At 61.1% G+C, this 20,089-nt stretch carries 21 protein-coding genes; 14 read left to right on the plus strand and 7 right to left on the minus strand.

Going from position 1 to position 20,089, the window contains the following annotated elements; genetic code table 11:
• Window positions 1-35 precede the first annotated feature (35 nt).
• Both prlC and J2Y83_RS29225 read left to right on the plus strand, forming a co-directional pair.
• Complete coding sequence (prlC, locus tag J2Y83_RS29220; RefSeq protein ID WP_253400272.1) at window positions 36-2,135, plus strand: oligopeptidase A; 2,100 nt, start codon at window positions 36-38, stop codon at window positions 2,133-2,135.
• Window positions 2,132-2,404 (plus strand): YheV family putative zinc ribbon protein, encoded by a 273-nt coding sequence (locus tag J2Y83_RS29225; protein ID WP_247400240.1) that lies wholly within the window; start codon window positions 2,132-2,134, stop codon window positions 2,402-2,404. Before prlC ends, J2Y83_RS29225 begins: the two co-directional genes overlap by 4 nt.
• A gap of 7 nt (window positions 2,405-2,411) precedes the next feature.
• Here the strand turns inward: J2Y83_RS29225 and J2Y83_RS29230 are convergent, their stop codons facing one another.
• Together J2Y83_RS29230 and J2Y83_RS29235 are read right to left on the minus strand one after the other, a co-directional pair.
• On the minus strand, window positions 2,412-3,101 hold the full coding sequence (locus J2Y83_RS29230) for a phosphatase domain-containing protein (RefSeq protein WP_253400273.1): 690 nt from the start codon (window positions 3,099-3,101) through the stop codon (window positions 2,412-2,414).
• A 477-nt stretch (window positions 3,102-3,578) separates the two neighbouring features.
• Window positions 3,579-3,836: a hypothetical protein gene (locus J2Y83_RS29235; RefSeq protein WP_253400274.1), complete on the minus strand. Its 258-nt coding sequence runs from the start codon at window positions 3,834-3,836 to the stop codon at window positions 3,579-3,581.
• Between the two features lie 222 nt (window positions 3,837-4,058).
• Here J2Y83_RS29235 and J2Y83_RS29240 point away from each other — a divergent pair, with 222 nt between their 5' ends.
• From J2Y83_RS29240 to J2Y83_RS29250, 3 genes are all read left to right on the plus strand, one after another.
• The gene (locus J2Y83_RS29240) at window positions 4,059-5,117 is read left to right on the plus strand and encodes a PA0069 family radical SAM protein (RefSeq protein WP_253400275.1); all 1,059 of its coding nucleotides are present in this window, start codon (window positions 4,059-4,061) and stop codon (window positions 5,115-5,117) included.
• Between the two features lie 227 nt (window positions 5,118-5,344).
• Complete coding sequence (locus J2Y83_RS29245; RefSeq protein ID WP_247400246.1) at window positions 5,345-6,076, plus strand: carbonic anhydrase; 732 nt, start codon at window positions 5,345-5,347, stop codon at window positions 6,074-6,076.
• Between the two features lie 85 nt (window positions 6,077-6,161).
• The gene (locus J2Y83_RS29250) at window positions 6,162-7,709 is read left to right on the plus strand and encodes a SulP family inorganic anion transporter (RefSeq protein ID WP_253400276.1); all 1,548 of its coding nucleotides are present in this window, start codon (window positions 6,162-6,164) and stop codon (window positions 7,707-7,709) included.
• Between the two features lie 130 nt (window positions 7,710-7,839).
• Here J2Y83_RS29250 and J2Y83_RS29255 read toward each other — a convergent pair whose 3' ends face one another.
• Complete coding sequence (locus J2Y83_RS29255; protein WP_253400277.1) at window positions 7,840-8,487, minus strand: hypothetical protein; 648 nt, start codon at window positions 8,485-8,487, stop codon at window positions 7,840-7,842.
• Window positions 8,488-8,854: 367 nt separating this feature from the next.
• Between J2Y83_RS29255 and coxB the strand changes: the two genes are divergently transcribed.
• The 4 genes from coxB (at window position 8,855) to J2Y83_RS29275 (ending at window position 13,219) form a co-directional block, all read left to right on the plus strand.
• Window positions 8,855-9,982 carry a cytochrome c oxidase subunit II gene (gene coxB / locus J2Y83_RS29260; RefSeq protein WP_253400278.1) on the plus strand — a complete coding sequence of 376 codons (1,128 nt, stop codon included), beginning with the start codon at window positions 8,855-8,857 and terminating at the stop codon, window positions 9,980-9,982.
• A gap of 58 nt (window positions 9,983-10,040) precedes the next feature.
• Complete coding sequence (gene ctaD, locus J2Y83_RS29265) at window positions 10,041-11,630, plus strand: cytochrome c oxidase subunit I (protein WP_253400279.1); 1,590 nt, start codon at window positions 10,041-10,043, stop codon at window positions 11,628-11,630.
• A 114-nt stretch (window positions 11,631-11,744) separates the two neighbouring features.
• Window positions 11,745-12,296 (plus strand): cytochrome c oxidase assembly protein, encoded by a 552-nt coding sequence (locus tag J2Y83_RS29270; RefSeq protein WP_026140285.1) that lies wholly within the window; start codon window positions 11,745-11,747, stop codon window positions 12,294-12,296.
• A 35-nt stretch (window positions 12,297-12,331) separates the two neighbouring features.
• Window positions 12,332-13,219: a cytochrome c oxidase subunit 3 gene (locus J2Y83_RS29275; protein ID WP_253400280.1), complete on the plus strand. Its 888-nt coding sequence runs from the start codon at window positions 12,332-12,334 to the stop codon at window positions 13,217-13,219.
• A 6-nt stretch (window positions 13,220-13,225) separates the two neighbouring features.
• Here J2Y83_RS29275 and J2Y83_RS29280 read toward each other — a convergent pair whose 3' ends face one another.
• Entirely contained in the window at window positions 13,226-13,429 is a 204-nt protein-coding gene (locus J2Y83_RS29280) for a twin transmembrane helix small protein (RefSeq protein WP_017849009.1), read from the minus strand.
• 33 nt (window positions 13,430-13,462) lie between these two features.
• Here J2Y83_RS29280 and J2Y83_RS29285 point away from each other — a divergent pair, with 33 nt between their 5' ends.
• Genes J2Y83_RS29285 through J2Y83_RS29305 form a run of 5 tightly spaced genes read left to right on the plus strand, consistent with a single transcriptional unit; the run spans window position 13,463 to window position 17,395 of the window.
• Window positions 13,463-14,227 carry an SURF1 family protein gene (locus tag J2Y83_RS29285; protein ID WP_253400281.1) on the plus strand — a complete coding sequence of 255 codons (765 nt, stop codon included), beginning with the start codon at window positions 13,463-13,465 and terminating at the stop codon, window positions 14,225-14,227.
• Window positions 14,193-14,786: a hypothetical protein gene (locus J2Y83_RS29290; protein WP_253400282.1), complete on the plus strand. Its 594-nt coding sequence runs from the start codon at window positions 14,193-14,195 to the stop codon at window positions 14,784-14,786. Before J2Y83_RS29285 ends, J2Y83_RS29290 begins: the two co-directional genes overlap by 35 nt.
• 10 nt (window positions 14,787-14,796) lie before the next feature.
• Window positions 14,797-15,876, plus strand: a complete 1,080-nt coding sequence (locus J2Y83_RS29295; RefSeq protein WP_253400283.1) for a COX15/CtaA family protein — start codon at window positions 14,797-14,799, stop codon at window positions 15,874-15,876.
• Window positions 15,864-16,763: a heme o synthase gene (gene cyoE, locus J2Y83_RS29300; RefSeq protein WP_253400284.1), complete on the plus strand. Its 900-nt coding sequence runs from the start codon at window positions 15,864-15,866 to the stop codon at window positions 16,761-16,763. Before J2Y83_RS29295 ends, cyoE begins: the two co-directional genes overlap by 13 nt.
• Window positions 16,760-17,395 (plus strand): SCO family protein, encoded by a 636-nt coding sequence (locus J2Y83_RS29305; protein ID WP_253400285.1) that lies wholly within the window; start codon window positions 16,760-16,762, stop codon window positions 17,393-17,395. The genes cyoE and J2Y83_RS29305 overlap by 4 nt, the downstream gene beginning before the upstream one ends.
• An 82-nt stretch (window positions 17,396-17,477) precedes the next feature.
• Here the strand turns inward: J2Y83_RS29305 and J2Y83_RS29310 are convergent, their stop codons facing one another.
• From J2Y83_RS29310 to J2Y83_RS29320, 3 genes are read right to left on the minus strand one after another with little or no spacing between them, the layout of a single operon-like run.
• Window positions 17,478-18,251: a MetQ/NlpA family ABC transporter substrate-binding protein gene (locus J2Y83_RS29310; RefSeq protein WP_253400286.1), complete on the minus strand. Its 774-nt coding sequence runs from the start codon at window positions 18,249-18,251 to the stop codon at window positions 17,478-17,480.
• A 51-nt stretch (window positions 18,252-18,302) separates the two neighbouring features.
• Window positions 18,303-18,977 (minus strand): methionine ABC transporter permease, encoded by a 675-nt coding sequence (locus J2Y83_RS29315; protein ID WP_247399170.1) that lies wholly within the window; start codon window positions 18,975-18,977, stop codon window positions 18,303-18,305.
• On the minus strand, window positions 18,977-19,984 hold the full coding sequence (locus J2Y83_RS29320) for a methionine ABC transporter ATP-binding protein (RefSeq protein WP_253400287.1): 1,008 nt from the start codon (window positions 19,982-19,984) through the stop codon (window positions 18,977-18,979). The genes J2Y83_RS29315 and J2Y83_RS29320 overlap by 1 nt, the downstream gene beginning before the upstream one ends.
• Window positions 19,985-20,089: the final 105 nt, after the last annotated feature.

Here is a 20,089-nt window from a genome sequence, read left to right on the forward strand (position 1 = left end):
GCTGATAGCTGCGGTGGACGTTGATTGTAATTAAGATGGCCCCATCTTTGTTCTTACATGTTTCTTCAGCCAAGGTGCCAACCGTGAGCGCGAACAACCCTCTTCTGCAGCCCTACGACCTGCCGCCGTTCTCGGCGATCCGTGCCGAGCACGTACAGCCGGCCATCGAACAGATCCTCGCCGACAACCGGCTTGCCATCGAAGGCATCCTGCAAAGCCAGGGGAAAAATCCGACATGGGCCGGTCTGGTCCTCGCCATGGATGAACTGAATGATCGTCTGGGCGCCGCCTGGAGCCCGGTCAGCCACCTCAACGCCGTGTGCAACAGCGCCGAATTGCGTGAAGCGTATGAAAGCTGCCTGCCGGCGTTGAGCGCCTACTCCACCGAGATGGGCCAGAACCGCGAACTGTTCCAGGCGTTCGAGGCTTTGGCCAACAGCCCGGAAGCCGCCGGTTTCGACGTGGCGCAAAAAACCATCCTGGAACACTCGCTGCGCGATTTCCGCCTGTCGGGTATCGATCTGCCGCCCGAGCAGCAAAAACGCTACGCCGAAGTGCAAAGCAAACTCTCCGAGCTGGGCAGCAAATTCTCCAACCAACTGTTGGACGCCACCCAGGCCTGGACCAAACACGTTACCGATGAAGCCAGCCTCGCCGGCCTGACCGACTCGGCCAAGGCGCAAATGGCCGCCGCCGCCCAGGCCAAAGGCCTCGACGGTTGGTTGATCAGCCTGGAATTCCCCAGCTACTACGCGGTGATGACCTACGCCCAGGACCGCGCCCTGCGCGAAGAAATCTACGCCGCCTATTGCACCCGTGCGTCGGACCAAGGCCCGAATGCCGGTCAGAACGATAACGGTCCGATCATGGAACAGATCCTCGACCTGCGTCAGGAACTGGCCCGGCTGCTGGGCTATGCGTCCTTCTCCGAATTGAGCCTGGCCACCAAAATGGCCGACTCCAGCGACCAGGTGCTGAGCTTCCTGCGTGATCTGGCCAAGCGCAGCAAGCCGTTTGCCGCCCAGGACCTGCAACAGCTCAAGGCCTACGCCGCCGAACAGGGCTGCGCCGACCTGCAAAGCTGGGACAGCGGTTTCTACGGTGAAAAACTGCGTGAACAGCGCTACAGCGTGTCCCAGGAAGCGCTGCGCGCCTACTTCCCGATCGACAAGGTGCTCGGCGGCCTGTTTGCCATCGTGCAGCGCCTGTACGGCATCGAGATCGCCGAGCAGAAAGGCTTCGACACCTGGCACCCGGACGTGCGCCTGTTCGAAATCAAGGAAAACGGCCAGCACGTCGGCCGCTTCTTCTTCGACCTGTATGCCCGCGCCAACAAGCGTGGCGGCGCCTGGATGGACGGCGCTCGCGACCGTCGCCGCACCTTCGACGGCGTGCTGCAAAGCCCGGTGGCCAACCTGGTGTGCAACTTCACCCCGGCCGACAGTGGCAAGCCTGCCCTGCTGACCCACGACGAAGTGACGACGCTGTTCCACGAATTCGGCCACGGCCTGCATCACCTGCTGACCCGTGTCGAGCATGCCGGCGTGTCCGGCATCAACGGCGTGGCCTGGGATGCGGTGGAGTTGCCGAGCCAGTTCATGGAGAACTGGTGCTGGGAGCCGGAAGGCCTGGCGCTGATCTCCGGCCACTACGAAACCGGCGAGCCGCTGCCCCAGGACCTGCTGGAAAAAATGCTCGCCGCGAAAAACTTCCAGTCCGGCCTGATGATGGTGCGCCAGTTGGAGTTTTCGCTGTTCGACTTTGAACTGCACGCCACCCACGGCGACGGCCGCAGCGTGGCGCAGGTACTCGAAGGCGTGCGCGACGAGGTGTCGGTGATGCGTCCGCCGGCCTACAACCGCTTCCCCAACAGCTTCGCGCATATCTTCGCCGGTGGTTATGCCGCGGGTTATTACAGCTACAAGTGGGCTGAAGTGCTGTCGGCCGATGCCTTCTCCAAGTTCGAAGAAGACGGCGTGCTCAATGCCGAAACCGGACGTGCTTTCCGCGAGGCGATCCTGGCCCGTGGCGGTTCCCAGGCGCCGATGGTGTTGTTTGTCGATTTCCGCGGGCGTGCGCCGTCGATTGACGCACTCTTGCGCCACAGCGGCCTGAGTGAGGACGCAGCAGCATGAGTGACGTGCCAGTGATTACCAAAAAGCAGTTTATTGCCGGGGCCGTTTGCCCGGCGTGCAGCGAGCCGGATAAATTGAAGATGTGGACCGAGGACAACGTGCCGCATCGCGAGTGCGTGGCCTGCGGCTATACCGACACGCTGAATGATCAGGGCTTGTCGGTGCCCAAGGAGCTGGGTACGCGGGTCAATACCTCGGCGCTCAAAGCGCCGGACCCGAAGGTGCAGTCGGTGCAGTTCTTTCCTAACCCGAAGCTGAAGAAAGACTGAGATCCTGTCAGGGCGTAGTCAGCGCTCTGGGGTCTTTGGTGGGTTCAACAGGGCTGGTGGTACCGGCCGTGTTGAACCAACTTTTCACTGAGCACAGAGCAAACTCGCTGGTGCTGCAATCGCCATTCGCCAAGGCTGTGCGCAACTTGTCGATATCGGCCTTCATCATGTAGCGAACACCGTCCTTGAGGCCCTTGCTGCTGCCGAAGCTGCCCAAGGTCATTTCGTTCAACGCCTCTTCCTTGCTCCAACCCTGAACCACCACGCGATACATCGCCGCCATCAGGCCAGTGCGGTCTGTGCCGTGTTTGCAGTGCATCAGCACCGCACCGTTGGCTTCGGCCTCGCGAATCGCCCTCAGCGCGGCGAGCACGTCAGCGTCATCGACATGGTTGGTGCGATAAACCAACTGGACCTGTCGGATATCAGGAGTTTTCAGCCAATCGCTATCGGACTCCGGCAGAAAGTTGATTACGGTGCCGATCTTGAGTTTTTCCAGCAGAGGTACCGCGTTGCTGTCTGGCAGCGCGCTGCGGTAGAGCGTGGGCGTCATCTGGTGCAGGTTGTATTGATTGCCAACCGGCTGCGCCCATTCGGGAGAGCGAAGGGATGCGGTGTCGTCCGCCCAGGTGTGTGCGCTGGTGAACAGTGCCAGGAACGCGAGGCCGAGGGCCGGTAGCCATTGATGCTTGAACATGCGCGACGTAACCGATAGAGGGTTGGCGGGTGAGGCCAAGCGTCGACTAAGCGGGGTCAAGGGGGTGTGAGCGGTCCGTCAAAGAATCGTGAATCCTTCTCGACGCCGCAGGTTTTGCACTGAATCGATTCTCTCGATGCTTGGCTTGCTATTGATTGCCGCTGCGTTCTATCTCCTTGGGTGGGTTGGGTCCAACCTGCTGCCGCCAAACCGGCAGTTTCCATCCGTGGCGAGAGGGTTTAGACGTGGCGACCTTCACCCTGTGGGCGCTTGCCTGTCGGACCATGAAGTGGCGGATGTCGTCAGTTTCATCCGGGGCAGTTGGAGTAATAAAGGGGGGGCAACAAGTGCCGCTCAAGTTGCGGGTTTACGTAAAAAGTCGGCTGATAGAAACTGAGCAAGATAAAGTCTTGCTGGCCCAACTTATATAAGCGGTTTATATAAATTGGGCGGTTCTAGTTTGTTTGAGCGATTAGTTTAATTCTCTTTACGCTGGCAGGTCTTTGCAAAGGCGTTGGCCATGGTCAGGAAAATCGACTTGTCCTCATCGTCGAAGTCGCCGTCATTGTCCAGATCCGTTGGAGACGATGTCGTGTCGTAGTGGCCGTCTTTCTTGGATGAAGAGGCGTACATGGCGTAAGAAAGATCCCCGTTGGTTAAACGTTCGAGTAAGATTTCCGGGCTGTTATCTTTTTCAAAGTCTTCACACGTCAAACGTAGTTCGTCCTGAGACATATTAAGTTCCTTTTGGGTTTTGCTAAGTTGGGGCAAGATCATAGTTGCAGGATGAAAATTTAATCCATGACTAAAATGTGGCGATTTATGTCCTGAAAGTTGATATGTAATACACCGTGTTTTCAGATGTAAGTCGATTACCTCGCAACTTCCCGCCCAACGGCGCTGGCGGGAAACGTCGGGTTCGAATACTGTATGTAAACACAGTATTGAGGCCTGTCCATGAGTTCTTCTCTACCGCCCCGTGGCCGGGGCACGGCGACCAACCTGCACAATCGTTTCGCGCCCACTGTCAGCGTGGTCGAGGACGACGGCTGGTATCAGGAAGTGCCGCCGACCCAGGGCACCGAAGTGCGTATCGAAACGGCCAAGACCATCATCACGCGCAACAACTCGCCGGACTTGCCGTTCGATCGCTCGATCAATCCTTATCGCGGGTGTGAGCATGGCTGTATCTACTGCTATGCGCGGCCCAGCCATGCCTATTGGGACCTGTCGCCGGGGCTGGATTTCGAAACCAAACTGATCGCCAAGACCAACGCCGCCGACGTGCTGGAGCAGCAGCTGTCCAAGCCCGGCTACGTGTGTGCGCCGATCAACCTGGGGTCCAACACCGATCCGTACCAGCCGATCGAGCGCGAGTACACGATCACCCGGCAAACCCTCGAAGTGCTGCTGCGCTATCGGCACCCGGTGACCATCATCACCAAGGGCTCGCTGATCCTGCGCGATCTCGACCTGCTCACCGAACTGGCGCGCCAGCGGCTGGTGGCGGTGATGATCAGCCTCACCAGCCTCGACGACGAGCTAAAGCGCATCCTGGAGCCACGCACTGCTGCGCCCAAGGCGCGGTTGCGGGCGATCCGGGTGATGCGCGAGGCCGGCATCCCGGTGGGGGTGCTGTGCTCGCCGATGATCCCGATGATCAACGACAGCGAACTGGAGAGCCTGCTCACCGAAGCCCATGCGGCCGGTGCGCAAAGTGCGGCGTACATGATGCTGCGCCTGCCGCTGGAGGTGGCGCCGCTGTTCGAGGAGTGGCTGGCCGCGCATTACCCGCAGCGCGCCGCCCATGTGATGAGCCTGGTGCGCCAGGTGCGCGGCGGGGAGGTGTATGACAGCCGCTTCGGCGTGCGCATGCGCGGAGAAGGGCCGTTTGCCGATCTGCTGGCGCAGCGTTTCAGCAAGGCGATCAAGCGCCTGGGGCTCGACCGTCGGGAAGGTTTCAACCTGGATTGCACGGCGTTCTGCCCACCGGGCAGGCAGATGGCGTTGTTGTAGACTACAGGGCAAACACGCACTGTGATTGTGGCGATGGTCGCGTTTTGATATCACTGAAACCCGCGATCTAGAGCGGTTGATTCAGTTTGAGTTAAGTTTCGACGGCTACCTTGTTCAGCGAGTGACTGACGAGTCGGAACCCGGCTTTGTGGCGTTCCAAAACTATCCCATCGGCCCGGCGTCGAATTGACCTGAACCCTCCCCTGCATTAATCAAGAGGATGCATCATGAGTGACAAGGATAAACAGCCGTTGGCTGCGTCGGCTTCAGCCGCTCAAGTGGCGGAGTCCGCCGATGCAGCGCTAAAGCACATCGTTGACGGCTTTTTGCATTTCCATCACGACGTCTTCCCTCAGCAAGAAGAGCTCTTCAAGAAACTCGCCACGGCCCAGAACCCGCGAGCGATGTTCATTACCTGCGCCGACTCGCGCATCGTGCCCGAGCTGATTACCCAGAGCTCGCCCGGCGACCTGTTCGTGACCCGTAACGTCGGCAACGTGGTGCCACCCTACGGGCAGATGAACGGCGGCGTTTCCACCGCCATCGAGTACGCGGTCCTTGCCCTGGGCGTGCAGCACATCATCGTGTGCGGGCACTCCGACTGCGGCGCGATGCGTGCGGTGCTCAACCCGGCGAGCCTGGAGAAGATGCCGACGGTCAAAGCCTGGCTGCGTCATGCCGAAGTCGCCAAGACCATGGTTCACGATAACTGCGATTGCGCCAATGAAGGCGAGAGCATGAAGATGCTGACCGAAGAAAACGTCATCGCCCAGTTGCAGCATTTGCGCACCCACCCTTCCGTGGCCTCGCGCATGGCCAATGGTCATTTGTATATCCATGGCTGGATCTACGACATCGAGACCAGTGAAATCCGCGCCTACGATGCGGAAAAGGCGGCGTTTCGACCGCTGAACGGCACCGAGCCGATCCCCTCCGCGACGCCTAAAGCGCGCTTCTAACACACTTCCCTGCCGGGTAACGCGGTGGCTGCCATGGACGCAGCCAGGCTTTACCGTGCCCGGCGAATGCCTCGGGAGAGTCATCATGCGTGCTGCTCAATTAAAAGCTGTATTGCCTCGGGAGCTGCTGGCTTCCGTGGTGGTGTTTCTGGTCGCCCTGCCGTTGTGCATGGGGATCGCGATCGCGTCCGGCATGCCGCCGTCCAAGGGCCTGATCACCGGGATTATCGGTGGCCTGGTGGTGGGCTGGATGGCAGGTTCGCCACTGCAAGTCAGCGGGCCGGCGGCGGGTTTGGCGGTATTGGTGTTTGAGCTGGTGCGCCAGCACGGCATGCTGATGCTCGGGCCGATCCTGCTGCTGGCCGGCTTCCTGCAACTGGTGGCCGGACGTTTGCGTCTGGGTTGCTGGTTCCGTGTCACGGCGCCCGCGGTGGTCTACGGCATGCTGGCGGGGATCGGTGTGCTGATTGTGCTGTCGCAGGTGCATGTGATGCTCGACGGGGCGCCCAAGCCATCAGGGCTGGATAACCTGGCGAACTTCCCGGCCGCGCTGGCAGAGGCGATTCCTACGCTGGGCGGCGGCCTTGGTTGGCAGGCCGGTTTGCTGGGTTTGTCGACCATGCTCGTGATGTACCTGTGGGATAAGTTCCGCCCGCAACCGCTGCGGTTCGTGCCGGGCGCCTTGTTGGGGGTGGGCCTGGCAACGGTAACCAGCCTGGTGCTCGCGTTGCAGGTCAAGCGCGTGGAGGTTCCGGAAAACCTCGCCGACGCCATCGATTGGCTGCGTCCCAGCGACCTGCTGAACCTGGCCGACCCTCAATTGTTGATCGCCGCGTTTGCCGTGGCGTTTATCGCCAGTGCCGAAACCCTGCTTTCCGCCGCAGCGGTCGACCGTATGCACAGTGGTCAGCGTTCCGATTTCGATAAGGAATTGTCTGCGCAAGGCGTGGGCAACATGCTCTGCGGCCTGGTCGGCGCCTTGCCGATGACCGGCGTGATCGTGCGCAGCTCGGCCAACGTGCAAGCCGGGGCCACCACGCGCTTGTCGGCGATGTTCCACGGCGTGTGGCTGCTGGGGTTCGTGCTGCTGCTGTCGAGCGTGCTGCAGAGCATTCCGGTGGCGAGTTTGGCGGGCGTGCTGGTGTACACCGGGATCAAGCTGGTGGACGTCAAGGCGTTCCGGGCGTTGGGCCGCTACGGGCGGATGCCGATGTTTACCTACGCGGCCACGGCGCTGGCTATCGTCTTTACCGACCTGCTGACCGGCGTGCTGGTGGGCTTCGGGCTGACGTTGCTGAAACTGGCGTTCAAGGCTTCGCGCCTGAAAATCAGTCTGGTCGATTTGCCCCAGATCGGCGAAATGGAACTGCGTTTGAGCGGTGCAGCGACCTTTCTGAAGGTGCCGGCGTTAACCCAGGTGCTGTCGACGGTGCCTGCGGGAACCACCGTGCATGTACCGCTGAGTAACTTGAGTTACATCGACCACTCTTGTCTGGAGTTGCTGGAGGAGTGGGGTCGGGCCAATGCGGCTAAGGGCGCGAAGCTGGTGATCGAGGCGCGGGGGTTGAAGCGTCGGCTGGAGGGACGGGTGCGGACGACGACGGGGATCGGTTCGGCGCCGCTTACCAACTGACGGAACCGGATCAAAAATGTGGGAGGGGGCTTGCCCCCGATGGCGGTGAATCAGTGCCTAATCCGCTAGCTGACACACCGCCATCGGGGGCAAGCCCCCTCCCACATTTGTTTCGCGTCAGGCCGAAGATTCAGGCCGACTGATCCAGCTCCAACTCAACGCCCAGCTTGCGTGACAGGCACGGCCAGCGCTTCCACGCCGCTTCCGTTGCCACGCTTTTGAGCTGCTCGCGATACGCCTCGACCGATTCCAGCGCAAAGCTGTCTTCGTTGAGCATTTCATCCACCGCATGGTGGACGGCTTCGTCCAACTGGTTGGCAAATGTCTCGCCGATCAGTTGATGGGCAATCAGGTTGGCCACGGTCGTATCCGCCGGAATCAACGGTTGGCCGAAATGCTTGATATACAGGTCATTGACCTCTTCAACCAGACGATGGGCCAGGTAGGCCTCGTCCAGCAGGCCGTCGAGGCCAATATGCCCCGCCAGAATCGCTGGCGGTTGCAGGAAAAACTGCTCGGCAATCTTCAGTACCGGCTTGACCTGGCTTTCGATGCCGGCCTCGCGGGCTACGTCGTTGGCGGCGTCCAGCAGGTCCGGGACGAGGTCGACGTAGGCAGTGACAAAGCGTGTCATGACGATGTTGCGATCCCCCTCCGCCAGGCTGATGGCCGGGTGCAGGTGCGGTAATTGTTTCTCGAGTTGCTGGGCCAGTTGGCCAGTGCTGGCTTCGTGTTGATGGGCACGGGAAATCTGCTCGCGCAATGCGGCGGTGTTCATGAAAGCTCCAGTGAAGCAGGCGTAGGAAAAGGGAAAGGACAAGGTAGTTCGTTTATACAAGCGTCTAAGACGCATTTGTCATAATTATTTCATGGTTATGCACCGCGGTTATATCGAATTGCCATCGTTCGTCGGATAAACAATACCGTCCCCGATTTTATGGGCTCCGTCCGTCTGTTTTAGCTCATTTGGCCCAACACATTGCGGGGTTGCAGGTGCTGTCTATACTCGGTTTTGTACGCGATTAGCTGATGACGCCAGACTGCATAAGCAGGTGAGGCTAAGCGGTTGTAAGCAGTATGGAAGCCGCTCCCTTCGACGCAGGTGCACACCGGCGGGATAACAAGAACGATAAGGGGAACCCGCAATGACGCGACATCCACATGTTTGGATGGGCCTCCTGTTGTGGTCAGTATTCGGTCAGGCGCACGCCGCCTGGACAACGAATATGGCGCCAGGGGCGACAGAAGTCAGTCACGCTGTGTTCGACCTGCACATGACCATTTTCTGGATCTGTGTAGTGATCGGCATTGTCGTATTTGGCGCGATGTTCTGGTCGATGATCCTTCACCGCCGGTCTACGGGCCAGGTGGCAGCCAAGTTCCACGAAAGCACCACCGTGGAAATCCTCTGGACCGTAGTGCCCTTGCTGATCCTGGTGGCCATGGCCATCCCGGCGACCAAGACCCTGATCAACATCTACGACAGCACGGAATCGGATATCGATATCCAGATCACCGGCTATCAGTGGAAGTGGCATTACAAATACCTCGGCCAGGATGTGGAGTTCTTCAGCAACCTGGCCACGCCCGCCGAGCAAATCCATAACCAGGCCACCAAGGGCGAACATTACCTGCTGGAAGTCGATCAGCCGCTGGTGTTGCCGGTGGGCGCCAAGGTGCGTTTTCTGGTGACCGCTGCGGACGTGATCCACTCCTGGTGGGTGCCGGCCTTTGCGGTCAAGCGCGATGCCATCCCCGGTTTCATCAACGAGGCCTGGACCCGTGTCGAGAAGCCCGGCATCTACCGGGGCCAGTGCGCCGAACTGTGCGGCAAGGACCACGGCTTCATGCCCATCGTGGTCGAGGTCAAGTCCAAGGCCGACTACGACACCTGGCTCGGCGAGCGCAAGGCCGAGGCCGCCAAGCTCAAGGAGCTGACCTCCAAAGAGTGGACGCGCGAAGAGCTGGTGGCCCGTGGCGACAAGGTCTACCACAGCGCCTGCGTGGCCTGTCACCAGGCCGAAGGCCAGGGCCTGCCGCCGATGTTCCCGGCACTCAAAGGCTCGCCGATCGCCACCGGAAGCAAGGAAGACCACCTGCACCGCGTCTACTTCGGCAAGCCCGGCACCGCCATGGCCGCCTTCGGCAAGCAACTCTCGGAAGTGGATATCGCCGCGGTGGTGACCTACGAGCGCAACGCCTGGGGCAACAACAAAGGCGACATGGTCACGCCCAAAGACGTGCTGGCTCTGAAACAGGCGCAAAGCAAATGACTCACTTCATTGCGAATGCCCTGAACCGCCCCGCCCACTCGTTTGCAGGAGAACGGCCATGAGCGCTGTGATCGATGACCATGGCCACGCCAGTGACCATGCCCACGGCCCCGCCAAGGGTTTGATGCGCTGGGTGCTGACCACCAACCACAAAGACATCGGCACGATGTACCTGTGGTTTGCCTTCACCATGTTCCTGCTCGGCGGCTCGTTCGCCATGGTGATCCGCGCCGAGCTGTTCCAGCCCGGGCTGCAGATCGTCGAGCCGGCGTTCTTCAACCAGATGACCACCATGCACGGCTTGATCATGGTGTTCGGCGCGGTGATGCCGGCGTTCGTCGGTCTGGCCAACTGGATGATCCCGCTGATGATCGGCGCGCCGGACATGGCCCTGCCGCGTATGAACAACTTCAGCTTCTGGCTGCTGCCGGCGGCGTTCCTGCTGCTGGTCTCGACCCTGTTCACTCCGGGCGGCGGACCGAATTTCGGCTGGACCTTCTACGCCCCGCTCTCCACGACCTACGCCCCGGAAAGCGTGACCTTCTTCATCTTCGCCATCCACCTGATGGGCATCAGTTCGATCATGGGCGCGATCAACGTGGTCGCCACCATCCTCAACCTGCGCGCACCGGGCATGACCCTGATGAAAATGCCGCTGTTCGTGTGGACCTGGCTGATCACCGCCTTCCTGCTGATCGCGGTGATGCCGGTGCTGGCCGGTTGTGTGACCATGATGTTGATGGACATCCACTTCGGCACCAGCTTCTTCAGTGCGGCCGGCGGTGGTGATCCGGTGTTGTTCCAGCATGTGTTCTGGTTCTTCGGCCATCCCGAGGTGTACATCATGATCCTGCCGGCCTTCGGCGCCGTCAGCTCGATCATCCCGACCTTTTCGCGCAAACCGCTGTTTGGCTACACCTCGATGGTCTACGCCACGGCGAGCATCGCGTTCCTGTCATTTATCGTGTGGGCGCACCACATGTTCGTGGTCGGCATTCCGCTGGTGGGCGAGTTGTTCTTCATGTACGCCACCCTGCTGATCGCCGTCCCGACGGGGGTGAAGGTGTTCAACTGGGTCAGCACCATGTGGCAAGGCTCGCTGACGTTCGAGACGCCGATGCTGTTTGCGGTGGCGTTCGTGATCCTGTTCACCATCGGCGGTTTCTCCGGCTTGATGCTGGCCATCGCGCCGGCGGACTTCCAGTACCACGACACCTACTTCGTGGTGGCGCACTTCCATTACGTACTGGTGCCCGGCGCGATCTTCGGCATCTTCGCCTCGGCCTACTACTGGCTGCCGAAATGGACCGGCCACATGTACGACGAAACCCTGGGCAAGCTGCACTTCTGGCTGTCTTTCGTGGGCATGAACATGGCGTTCTTTCCGATGCACTTCGTCGGGCTGGCCGGCATGCCGCGCCGGGTGCCGGATTACAACCTGCAGTTCGCTGACTTCAACATGGTCTCGTCCATCGGTGCCTTCATGTTCGGCGCCACGCAGATCTTCTTCCTGTTTATCGTGATCAAGTGCATCCGTGGCGGCCCGCTGGCGCCGGCCAAGCCGTGGGACGGCGCCGAAGGCCTGGAGTGGAGCGTGCCCTCGCCCGCGCCGTATCACACCTTCACCACGCCGCCGGAGGTCAAATGAACCGGTTTGCACAAATCTCCTGTGGGAGGGCGCTTGCTCCCGATAGCGGTGTGTCAGTCGACACCTTCTTTGGCTGTAAGGCCGAGCCTCCTCCCACACCGTCGGGTGATCGCCATGGCTGACTCCGTGCCACTCAAGCGCCTGGTCACCCGCCTGCTGATCCTGGTGTTGGCGATGTTCGCCTTCGGCTTTGCCCTCGTGCCGATCTACGACGTGATGTGCAAGGCGTTCGGCATCAACGGCAAGACGGCCGGGCAATATGAAGGCGAGCAGATCGTCGATCCTTCGCGCCAGGTGCGGGTGCAGTTCCTGTCCACCAATGCCATCGACATGGTCTGGGAGTTCCATTCCAAGGCCGATGAGATCGTGGTCAACCCCGGCGCGGTCAACGAAATGCTCTTCGTGGCCTACAACCCCAGCGACAAGCCGATGACCGCTCAGGCGATCCCGAGCATTTCCCCGGCCGAAGCGGCGATGTACTTCCACAAGACCGAGTGCTTTTGCTTCACCCAGCAAGTGCTGCAACCCGGTGAGCGCATCGAAATGCCGGTGCGCTTCATTGTCGATCGCGACATGCCCAAGGATGTGAAGCATTTGACCCTGGCGTACACGCTGTTTGATATCACCGCGCGCCAACCGCCCGTGGCTGTCCATAGCGGCGGCTAGCTACTGTTTGCCCGCTCAATCAGGAGAGCGAATACATGTCGACTCATGATACGTACTACGTACCAGCGCAAAGCAAATGGCCGATAATTGCCACGGTTGGCCTGCTGGTCACCGTGTATGGCCTGGCCGTGTGGTTCAACGACCTGAAGGCTGCGCGCCCGGAATCCCACGGGCCGTGGATCTTTTTCGTCGGCGGCTTGCTGCTGGCCTACATGCTGTTCGGTTGGTTCGGTGCGGTGATCAAGGAAAGCCGCGCCGGGTTGTACAGCGCGCAGATGGACCGCTCGTTTCGCTGGGGCATGACTTGGTTCATCTTTTCCGAAGTGATGTTCTTTATCGCGTTCTTCGGCGCGCTGTTTTATGTGCGGCATATGTCGGCGCCGTGGTTGGCGGGCGAAGGCTCCAAAGGCATCGCGCATATGCTGTGGCCGAGTTTCGAGTTTGCCTGGCCGCTGCTCAACAACCCTGATCCCAAGCTGTTTCCCGCGCCCGAAGGCACTATCAGCCCGTGGGGCCTGCCGCTGGTCAACACCATCCTGCTGGTGAGTTCCAGCGTGACCATCACCATCGCCCACCATGCGCTGCGCAAAGGCCATCGTGGCGCGCTGAAAATCTGGCTGGCGCTCACGGTGCTGCTGGGCCTGGGCTTTCTCGGGTTCCAGGCCGAGGAATACATCCACGCTTACAAAGAGCTGGGCCTGACCCTGGGCTCCGGCGTGTACGGCGCGACCTTCTTCATGCTCACGGGTTTTCACGGGGCTCACGTAACCATCGGCACCATCATTCTGTTCGTGATGCTGATGCGCATCCTGCGCGGGCACTTCAATGCCGAGCATCAATTCGGTTTCGAAGCCGCCAGTTGGTATTGGCACTTTGTGGATGTGGTCTGGATCGGCCTGTTTTTCTTCGTGTATGTGCTGTGAGGCGCGCTACCAAGGCGCATGCGACACCAACTGGCCGCTGAAAAAGCCCCAGGCGATCAACGCCACGGTGATCACGGCCAGTACGACACGCACGGTCAAGGCCGTGACGAGGCGGTTGGAGTGGCCCTCGTCCTTGACCAAAAAGAACAAGCCGCTGAACAGGCTTGCGACGGTCGCGATCAGCATCAGGGCAATGGCGGCTTTGAGCATGGTCTGGCTCCAGGGCTTACAGAGGGAGGGGCGATGAAATTCAGTATAGCCAGTGCTATCCAGCGCTTTCGCCCCGGTATCGCGCCGACGTTGGTGGTGCTCGTGTTGCTGCCGCTGATGGTGGGCTTGGGCTTCTGGCAACTGTCACGCGGCCATGAAAAACAGTTGATGGTGGACAGCTATGCCGAGCGCCGTGCCGCTGAGCCGGTGGGCAGTGCGCAACTCGGCGACATGGCTGACCCGGCCTTCCGTCGCGTGCATCTGCGCGGCCAATTCGACGGCGAGCACAGCGTGTTGCTCGACAACCGCATGCGTAATGGCAAGGCTGGGGTCGAGCTGCTGCAACCGTTCCACGACCAGGCCAGCGGCCTGTGGCTGTTGCTCAATCGCGGCTGGTTGCCCTGGCCGGATCGGCGCGCGCCGCCCGTCTTCAGCACGCCGGAGCAGCCGGTAAATCTTGACGCCTGGGTGTACATCGCGCCCGGCGAAACCTTCCAGTTGCATGCCGACCTGGCGACCGCGCAATGGCCGCGCCTGCTCACCGCGCTGCATCCCGCCGCGTTGTGGGCCGAGTTGGGCCGCAGCGGTTTTGCCTACGAGCTGCGCGCCGAAGCCGGCCCCGGTACGTATGAAACCACCTGGCCCATCGTTGCCATGGGCCCGGAAAAACACCTGGCCTATGCGGTGCAATGGTTCGCCATGGCGCTGGCGCTGCTGAGCCTTTACCTCTACCTCGGATGGCACAACGCAAAGGAGAAGCACCATGGGAGCGGCCATGAATCCACTCAACATGTCTGATGCGCCAGCAACGCCCGACCGGCGCAAGGGTCGCTGGCAACTGATCCTGATCCTGCTGATGGTGATCGGCCCGATGGTGCTCGCCACGTTTATGTACAAGCTGCAGTTCTGGGTGCCGGACAGTCGCAGTTACCACGGTGAACTGATCGGTAACGGCCAGACCCGTGCCGACATCGGCGTGCAGGCCGACGAACAGCGCTGGCAGTTGCTGGTCACTGCGCCCCGCGCCTGCGCCGCCGAGTGCCAGCAATTGGTGTACCTGGCGCGGCAACTGCAGATCGGCCTCGGGCGCGATGCCTCCCGCGCCAGTCATGCCCTGGCCAGTGCGCTGCCGGTCGGCGCCGATTACGACGCCAAGCTCAAGGCCGAATACCCGCAATTGCAACGCTACCCGCTGGACCTGACGACCTTCGGCAAAGCCGCCGCCGCACCGGGCGAGGCGCAACTGTGGATCGTCGACCCCCACGGCAACCTGGTGCTGCGCTACGACACGACGGTCAAGGGCAAGGACTTGCTCAACGACCTGCGCCAACTGCTGAAACTGTCGAACATCGGATAAGGGCATCGTCATGGCCAAACCTGGATTTCGCCTCGCGCTGTTTGCCACCTTGCTGGCGCTGATCGTCGTGTTGCTCGGCGCCTACACGCGCCTGACCCACGCCGGCCTGGGTTGCCCGGACTGGCCGGGGTGCTACGGCTTTATCAGCGTGCCGCAAAGCGAAGCCCAACTGGCCCATGCCGAGCTGCATTTTCCGGACACGCCGGTGGAGGCCGACAAAGGCTGGAGCGAGATGGTCCATCGTTACTTTGCCGGCACCCTGGGCCTGCTGATCGTGCTGCTGGCGGCGCGCTCCTGGCGGCATCGGCGCGACCCCGGCCAGCCGGTAAAGTTGCCGCTGTTCCTGTTGGCGGTGGTGTTGGCCCAGGCGGCGTTCGGCATGTGGACGGTGACGCTCAAGCTCTGGCCGCAAGTGGTGACCGGGCATCTGTTGGGCGGCTTTGCGACCTTGAGCCTGTTGTTTCTGCTGACGCTGCGCCTGTCCGGCGTACTGCCTGCGTTGATCGTGCCCAAGCGCCTGCAATATTGGGCGACGGCGGGGTTGGTGCTGGTGATCGGGCAGATTGCGCTGGGTGGTTGGGTGAGTTCCAACTACGCAGCGGTGGCCTGTATCGATTTGCCTACCTGTCATGGCCAGTGGTGGCCGGCGGCGGACTTTGCCAATGGCTTCCACCTGACCCAGCACATAGGTCCCAATTACCTCGGCGGCCAGCTCGACAGCGATGCGCGCACGGCCATCCACCTGACCCACCGCGTCGGCGCGCTGCTGGTCACCCTGGTGTTGCTGGGCCTGGCCTGGCAACTGCGCGCCGTGGGCATGACCCGGCTCGCGGGGCTGCTGCTGATCGCCCTGGCGGCACAAATCTGCCTGGGCCTGAGCAACGTGTATTTCCATCTGCCATTACCCGTTGCGGTCGGTCACAACGCCGGTGGCGCAGCCTTGTTGCTGACCCTGGTACTGGTCAATTATCACGCCCGCACCAGCCTGGTCCGGGTGCGCCGCCAGTTGCCGTTCGGCTGGCGCTTCAGCCCGCGTAAACACGTATCGGGCCTCATCACCCTTAAAGGAGAGATGCCATGGCGACCTTGATCGGCGCGCGTCACGGCCAGGCGATCTGGCGTGATTACCTGGAGCTGACCAAGCCGAAAGTGGTGGTGCTGATGCTCATCACCTCGCTGGTGGGCATGTTCCTCGCCACCCGCGCCGGGGTGCCGTGGGCGGTGCTGATCTTCGGCAACCTGGGGATCGCCCTGTGTGCCGGTGGCGCGGCGGTGGTCAACCACGTCGTGGATCGGCGCATCGATACGCTGATGGCACGCACACAAAAGCGCCCGATCGCCCAGGGGCGGGTGTCGCCCGTGGCTGCGCTGGCCTTTGCATTGTTTCTGGCTGTTGCCGGGTTGGCGCTGCTGCTGGCGTTCACCAACCCGCTGGCGGCGTGGCTGACGCTGGCCTCGTTACTCGGTTATGCGGTGATTTACACCGGCTTTCTCAAGCGTGCGACGCCGCAGAACATCGTCATCGGTGGCCTGGCCGGCGCGGCACCGCCGCTGTTGGGCTGGGTTGCGGTTACCGGACATATCAGCGCCGAGCCGCTGTTGCTGGTGCTGATCATCTTCGCCTGGACCCCGCCGCACTTCTGGGCCCTGGCCATTCACCGCAAGGAGGAATACGCCAAGGCCGATATTCCGATGCTGCCGGTCACCCATGGCGAGCACTACACCAAGGTGCATATCCTGCTCTACACCTGCGTCCTGCTGGCGGTGAGCCTGATGCCTTACGTCATCCATATGAGCGGCCTGCTGTACCTCGGATCTGCGCTGGTGTTGGGCGCACGCTTTCTGCAATGGGCCTGGGTGCTGTACCGTGGCGCTCAGCCGCACGCGGCGATCAACACCTTCAAGTACTCTATCTGGTACTTGTTCCTGCTGTTTATCGCCCTGCTCGTAGACCACTACTTACTGTTGAACCTATGACTCGAACTCAAAAAACTGTCTTCATTCTGGTGGCCATTGTCGCGTTGATCATGGGCCTGACCGTCAACAAAGTGCTCTCGGGCAAGGGCCAGGGCGACCCGACCGCCTTGATCGATGCCGGTATCATCCTGCTGCCGCAAAGCCGCCAATTGCCGCCAGTGACCATGACCAACCAGGACGGCCAGCCGGTGCTGGTCAACGAGTTGAAGGGTAAGTGGAGCCTGCTGTTCTTCGGCTACACCTTCTGCCCGGACATCTGCCCCACCACCCTTGCCCAACTGCGCCAGATCAAGAGCGAGTTGCCCAAAGAGGCTGTGGATAAGTTGCAGGTGATCCTGGTCAGCGTCGACCCGAACCGCGACACGCCGACTCAGCTCAAGCAATACCTGGGCTATTTCGACCCGCAATTCCAAGGCCTGACCGGCGCGAATGTGGACGATGTGCAGAAGGTGTCGAACGCGGTGAGCATCCCGTTCATTCCGGCGGACACGACCAAGCCGAACTACACGGTCGACCACAGCGGCAACCTTGCGCTGATCGGCCCGGATGGGACGCAGCGTGGGTTTATCCGTGCGCCGTTGAACAACCAGAAGCTGGTGGTGCAGTTGCCGGGGCTGTTGCAGCGTAAGTAACAGGCAACACAAAACACAGGTGGGAGGGGGCAAGCCCTCTCCCACATTTTTTGATGTGCGGTGTGTTGGGGAGCGAGTCGGATCAGAACGCCGGCTTGATCGCGCCTTTGTACTTCTCTTCGATGAACTTCTTCACTTCAGGCGTGTGCAGGGCTGCGACCAGCTTCTTCACGGCGTCCGAGTCTTTGTTGTCTTCGCGGGTCACCAGGATGTTCACGTAAGGCGAGTCGCTGCCTTCGATGACCAGGGCGTCCTTGGACGGGTCCAGCTTGGCTTCCAGTGCGTAGTTGGTGTTGATCAGCGCCAGGTCCACCTGGGTCAGCACGCGCGGCAAGGTGGCGGCTTCCAGTTCGCGGAACTTGAGTTTTTTCGGGTTGGCGGTGATGTCCTTGATGGTCGACAGGATGTTGGTCGGGTCCTTCAGGGTGATCAGGTCGTGCTTGGCCAGCAGCAACAGCGCACGGCCGCCGTTGGTGGCGTCGTTCGGGATCACGACGTTGGCACCTTCAGGCAGGTCGGCCAGGGTCTTGTGTTTGCTGGAGTAAGCGCCCAGGGGTTCCAGGTGGACCGCGCCGACGCTCACCAGGTGCGTGCCCTTGGCTTTGTTGAACTCATCCAGGTACGGCTGGTGCTGGAAGAAGTTGGCGTCCAGGCGCTTTTCAGCCACTTGGACGTTGGGCTGCACGTAGTCGGTGAAGACTTTGACCTGCAAGTCCACGCCTTCTTTGGCGAGCGCAGGTTTAACGAACTCCAGAATTTCCGCGTGGGGTACCGGCGACGCGGCGACGGTAAGGGTCTCGGCGGCGTGGGCGGAAAACGCGGCAACGGCGGCGAAAGCAACCAGTAGTTTTTTCATTCAACAAGCTCCTTGTTCGGGTATCTATCGGCGTGTGGCCGGCAATAGCCGTTATTTTCGAGAAAAATGCACCACCAGCTTGTCGCCGACGGTTTGCAGAATTTGCACCAGGATCAACAGCATCACCACGGTGACCACCATCACATCGGTCTGGAAGCGCTGGTAGCCGAAACGGATCGCCAGGTCGCCCAGGCCACCGGCACCGACAACACCGGCCATGGCCGTGTAGGACACCAGTGTAATAGCCGTCACCGTAATCGCCGCGAAAATGCCGGGGCGGGCCTCAGGCAATAACGCATGGGTGATGATCTGGCGCGTGCTGGCGCCCATGGACTGGGTGGCTTCGATGATGCCGCGGTCTACTTCACGCAGCGCGGTTTCCACCAGGCGCGCAAAGAACGGTGTTGCCCCTACGACCAGCGGCGGAATCGCCCCGGCCACACCCAGCGAGGTGCCGGTGATCAGCACGGTGAACGGGATCATCACGATCAACAGGATGATGAACGGCAGCGAGCGCAGGATGTTCACAATCAGCGACAGCAACGCGTACAGGCCTTTTTGCTCGAACAACTGGCGCGGGCTGCACAGAAACAGCAGCACGCCCAATGGCAAGCCGAGCAGCACGGTGAAAAACAGCGAACCGAACAGCATGGTCATGGTATCGCCGGTGGCGAGCCAGATTTCGGACCAGTCGATATTGGCGAAGAAACTCAACAGCACTTCCATTAGCGCAGCACCTCCATGTGGACGTCGGCGGCGGTGAAGCGGGCAAAGGCTGCTTCCATGTCGCCGCCGGTGACGGCGAGGGTCAGTTGCCCGTAGGGGGTGTCTTTGATGCGGTCGATACGCCCGGCGAGGATGCTGTAGTCCACCCCCGTTTCACGGGCGACGGTGCCCAGTAACGGCGCGTAGGTCGCTTCGCCCTGGAACGTCAGGCGCACGATGCGGCCCGGTACGTGGGCGAAGTCATCGCGCTGCTCGCTTTCGTCGACCTGATCGGCTTCCTGGACAAAGCGCTTGGTGGTCGGGTGCTTGGGGTGCAGGAACACATCGGCCACCGAGCCTTGCTCGACGATCATGCCGGCATCCATCACGGCCACCTGGTCGCATACGCGGCGGATCACGTCCATTTCGTGGGTGATCAGCACGATGGTGAGTTTCAACTCGCGGTTGATCTCGGCCAGCAGTTGCAGCACCGAGGCGGTGGTCTGCGGGTCGAGGGCGCTGGTGGCTTCGTCGCACAGCAGGATTTTCGGCTTGGTCGCCAGGGCGCGGGCAATGCCGACGCGCTGCTTCTGGCCGCCGGACAATTGCGCCGGGTACTTTTTGGCGTGGTCCGACAGACCGACACGCGCCAGCAGTTCGGCGACGCGCTGGTCGATGGCCTTGCGCGACAACTCGCCGGCCAGGGTCAGTGGCAGCGCCACGTTGTCGGCGACGGTCTTGGAGGCCAGCAGGTTGAAGTGCTGGAAAATCATCCCGACCTGCTGGCGGAAACGGCGCAGGCCGTTGGCATCCAGGGCCGTGACTTCTTCGCCATCGACGTTGATCTGGCCGCCGCTGGGTTGCTCGAGGCGATTGATCAGGCGCAGAAGGGTACTTTTCCCCGCGCCGGAGTGGCCAATCAGCCCAAACACCTGGCCGTTTTCGACGCGCAGGCTGGTGGGGTGCAGCGCGGGGATTTCCTTACCGGCGACGCGGTAGGTTTTATGGACGTTATGAAACTCGATCACGTAGCGAACCTTGTGGGGCGCATGGAAAAGGGATCAGCGGTTAGCCGGGCGCGCATTTTAGCCTGTCCGTATAGCGTTTCTTAGCATTTATTTCGCTTTCAACCA

The organism is Pseudomonas marginalis, from assembly GCF_024169655.1.
Classification (GTDB): Bacteria; Pseudomonadota; Gammaproteobacteria; order Pseudomonadales; family Pseudomonadaceae; genus Aquipseudomonas; species Aquipseudomonas paraveronii.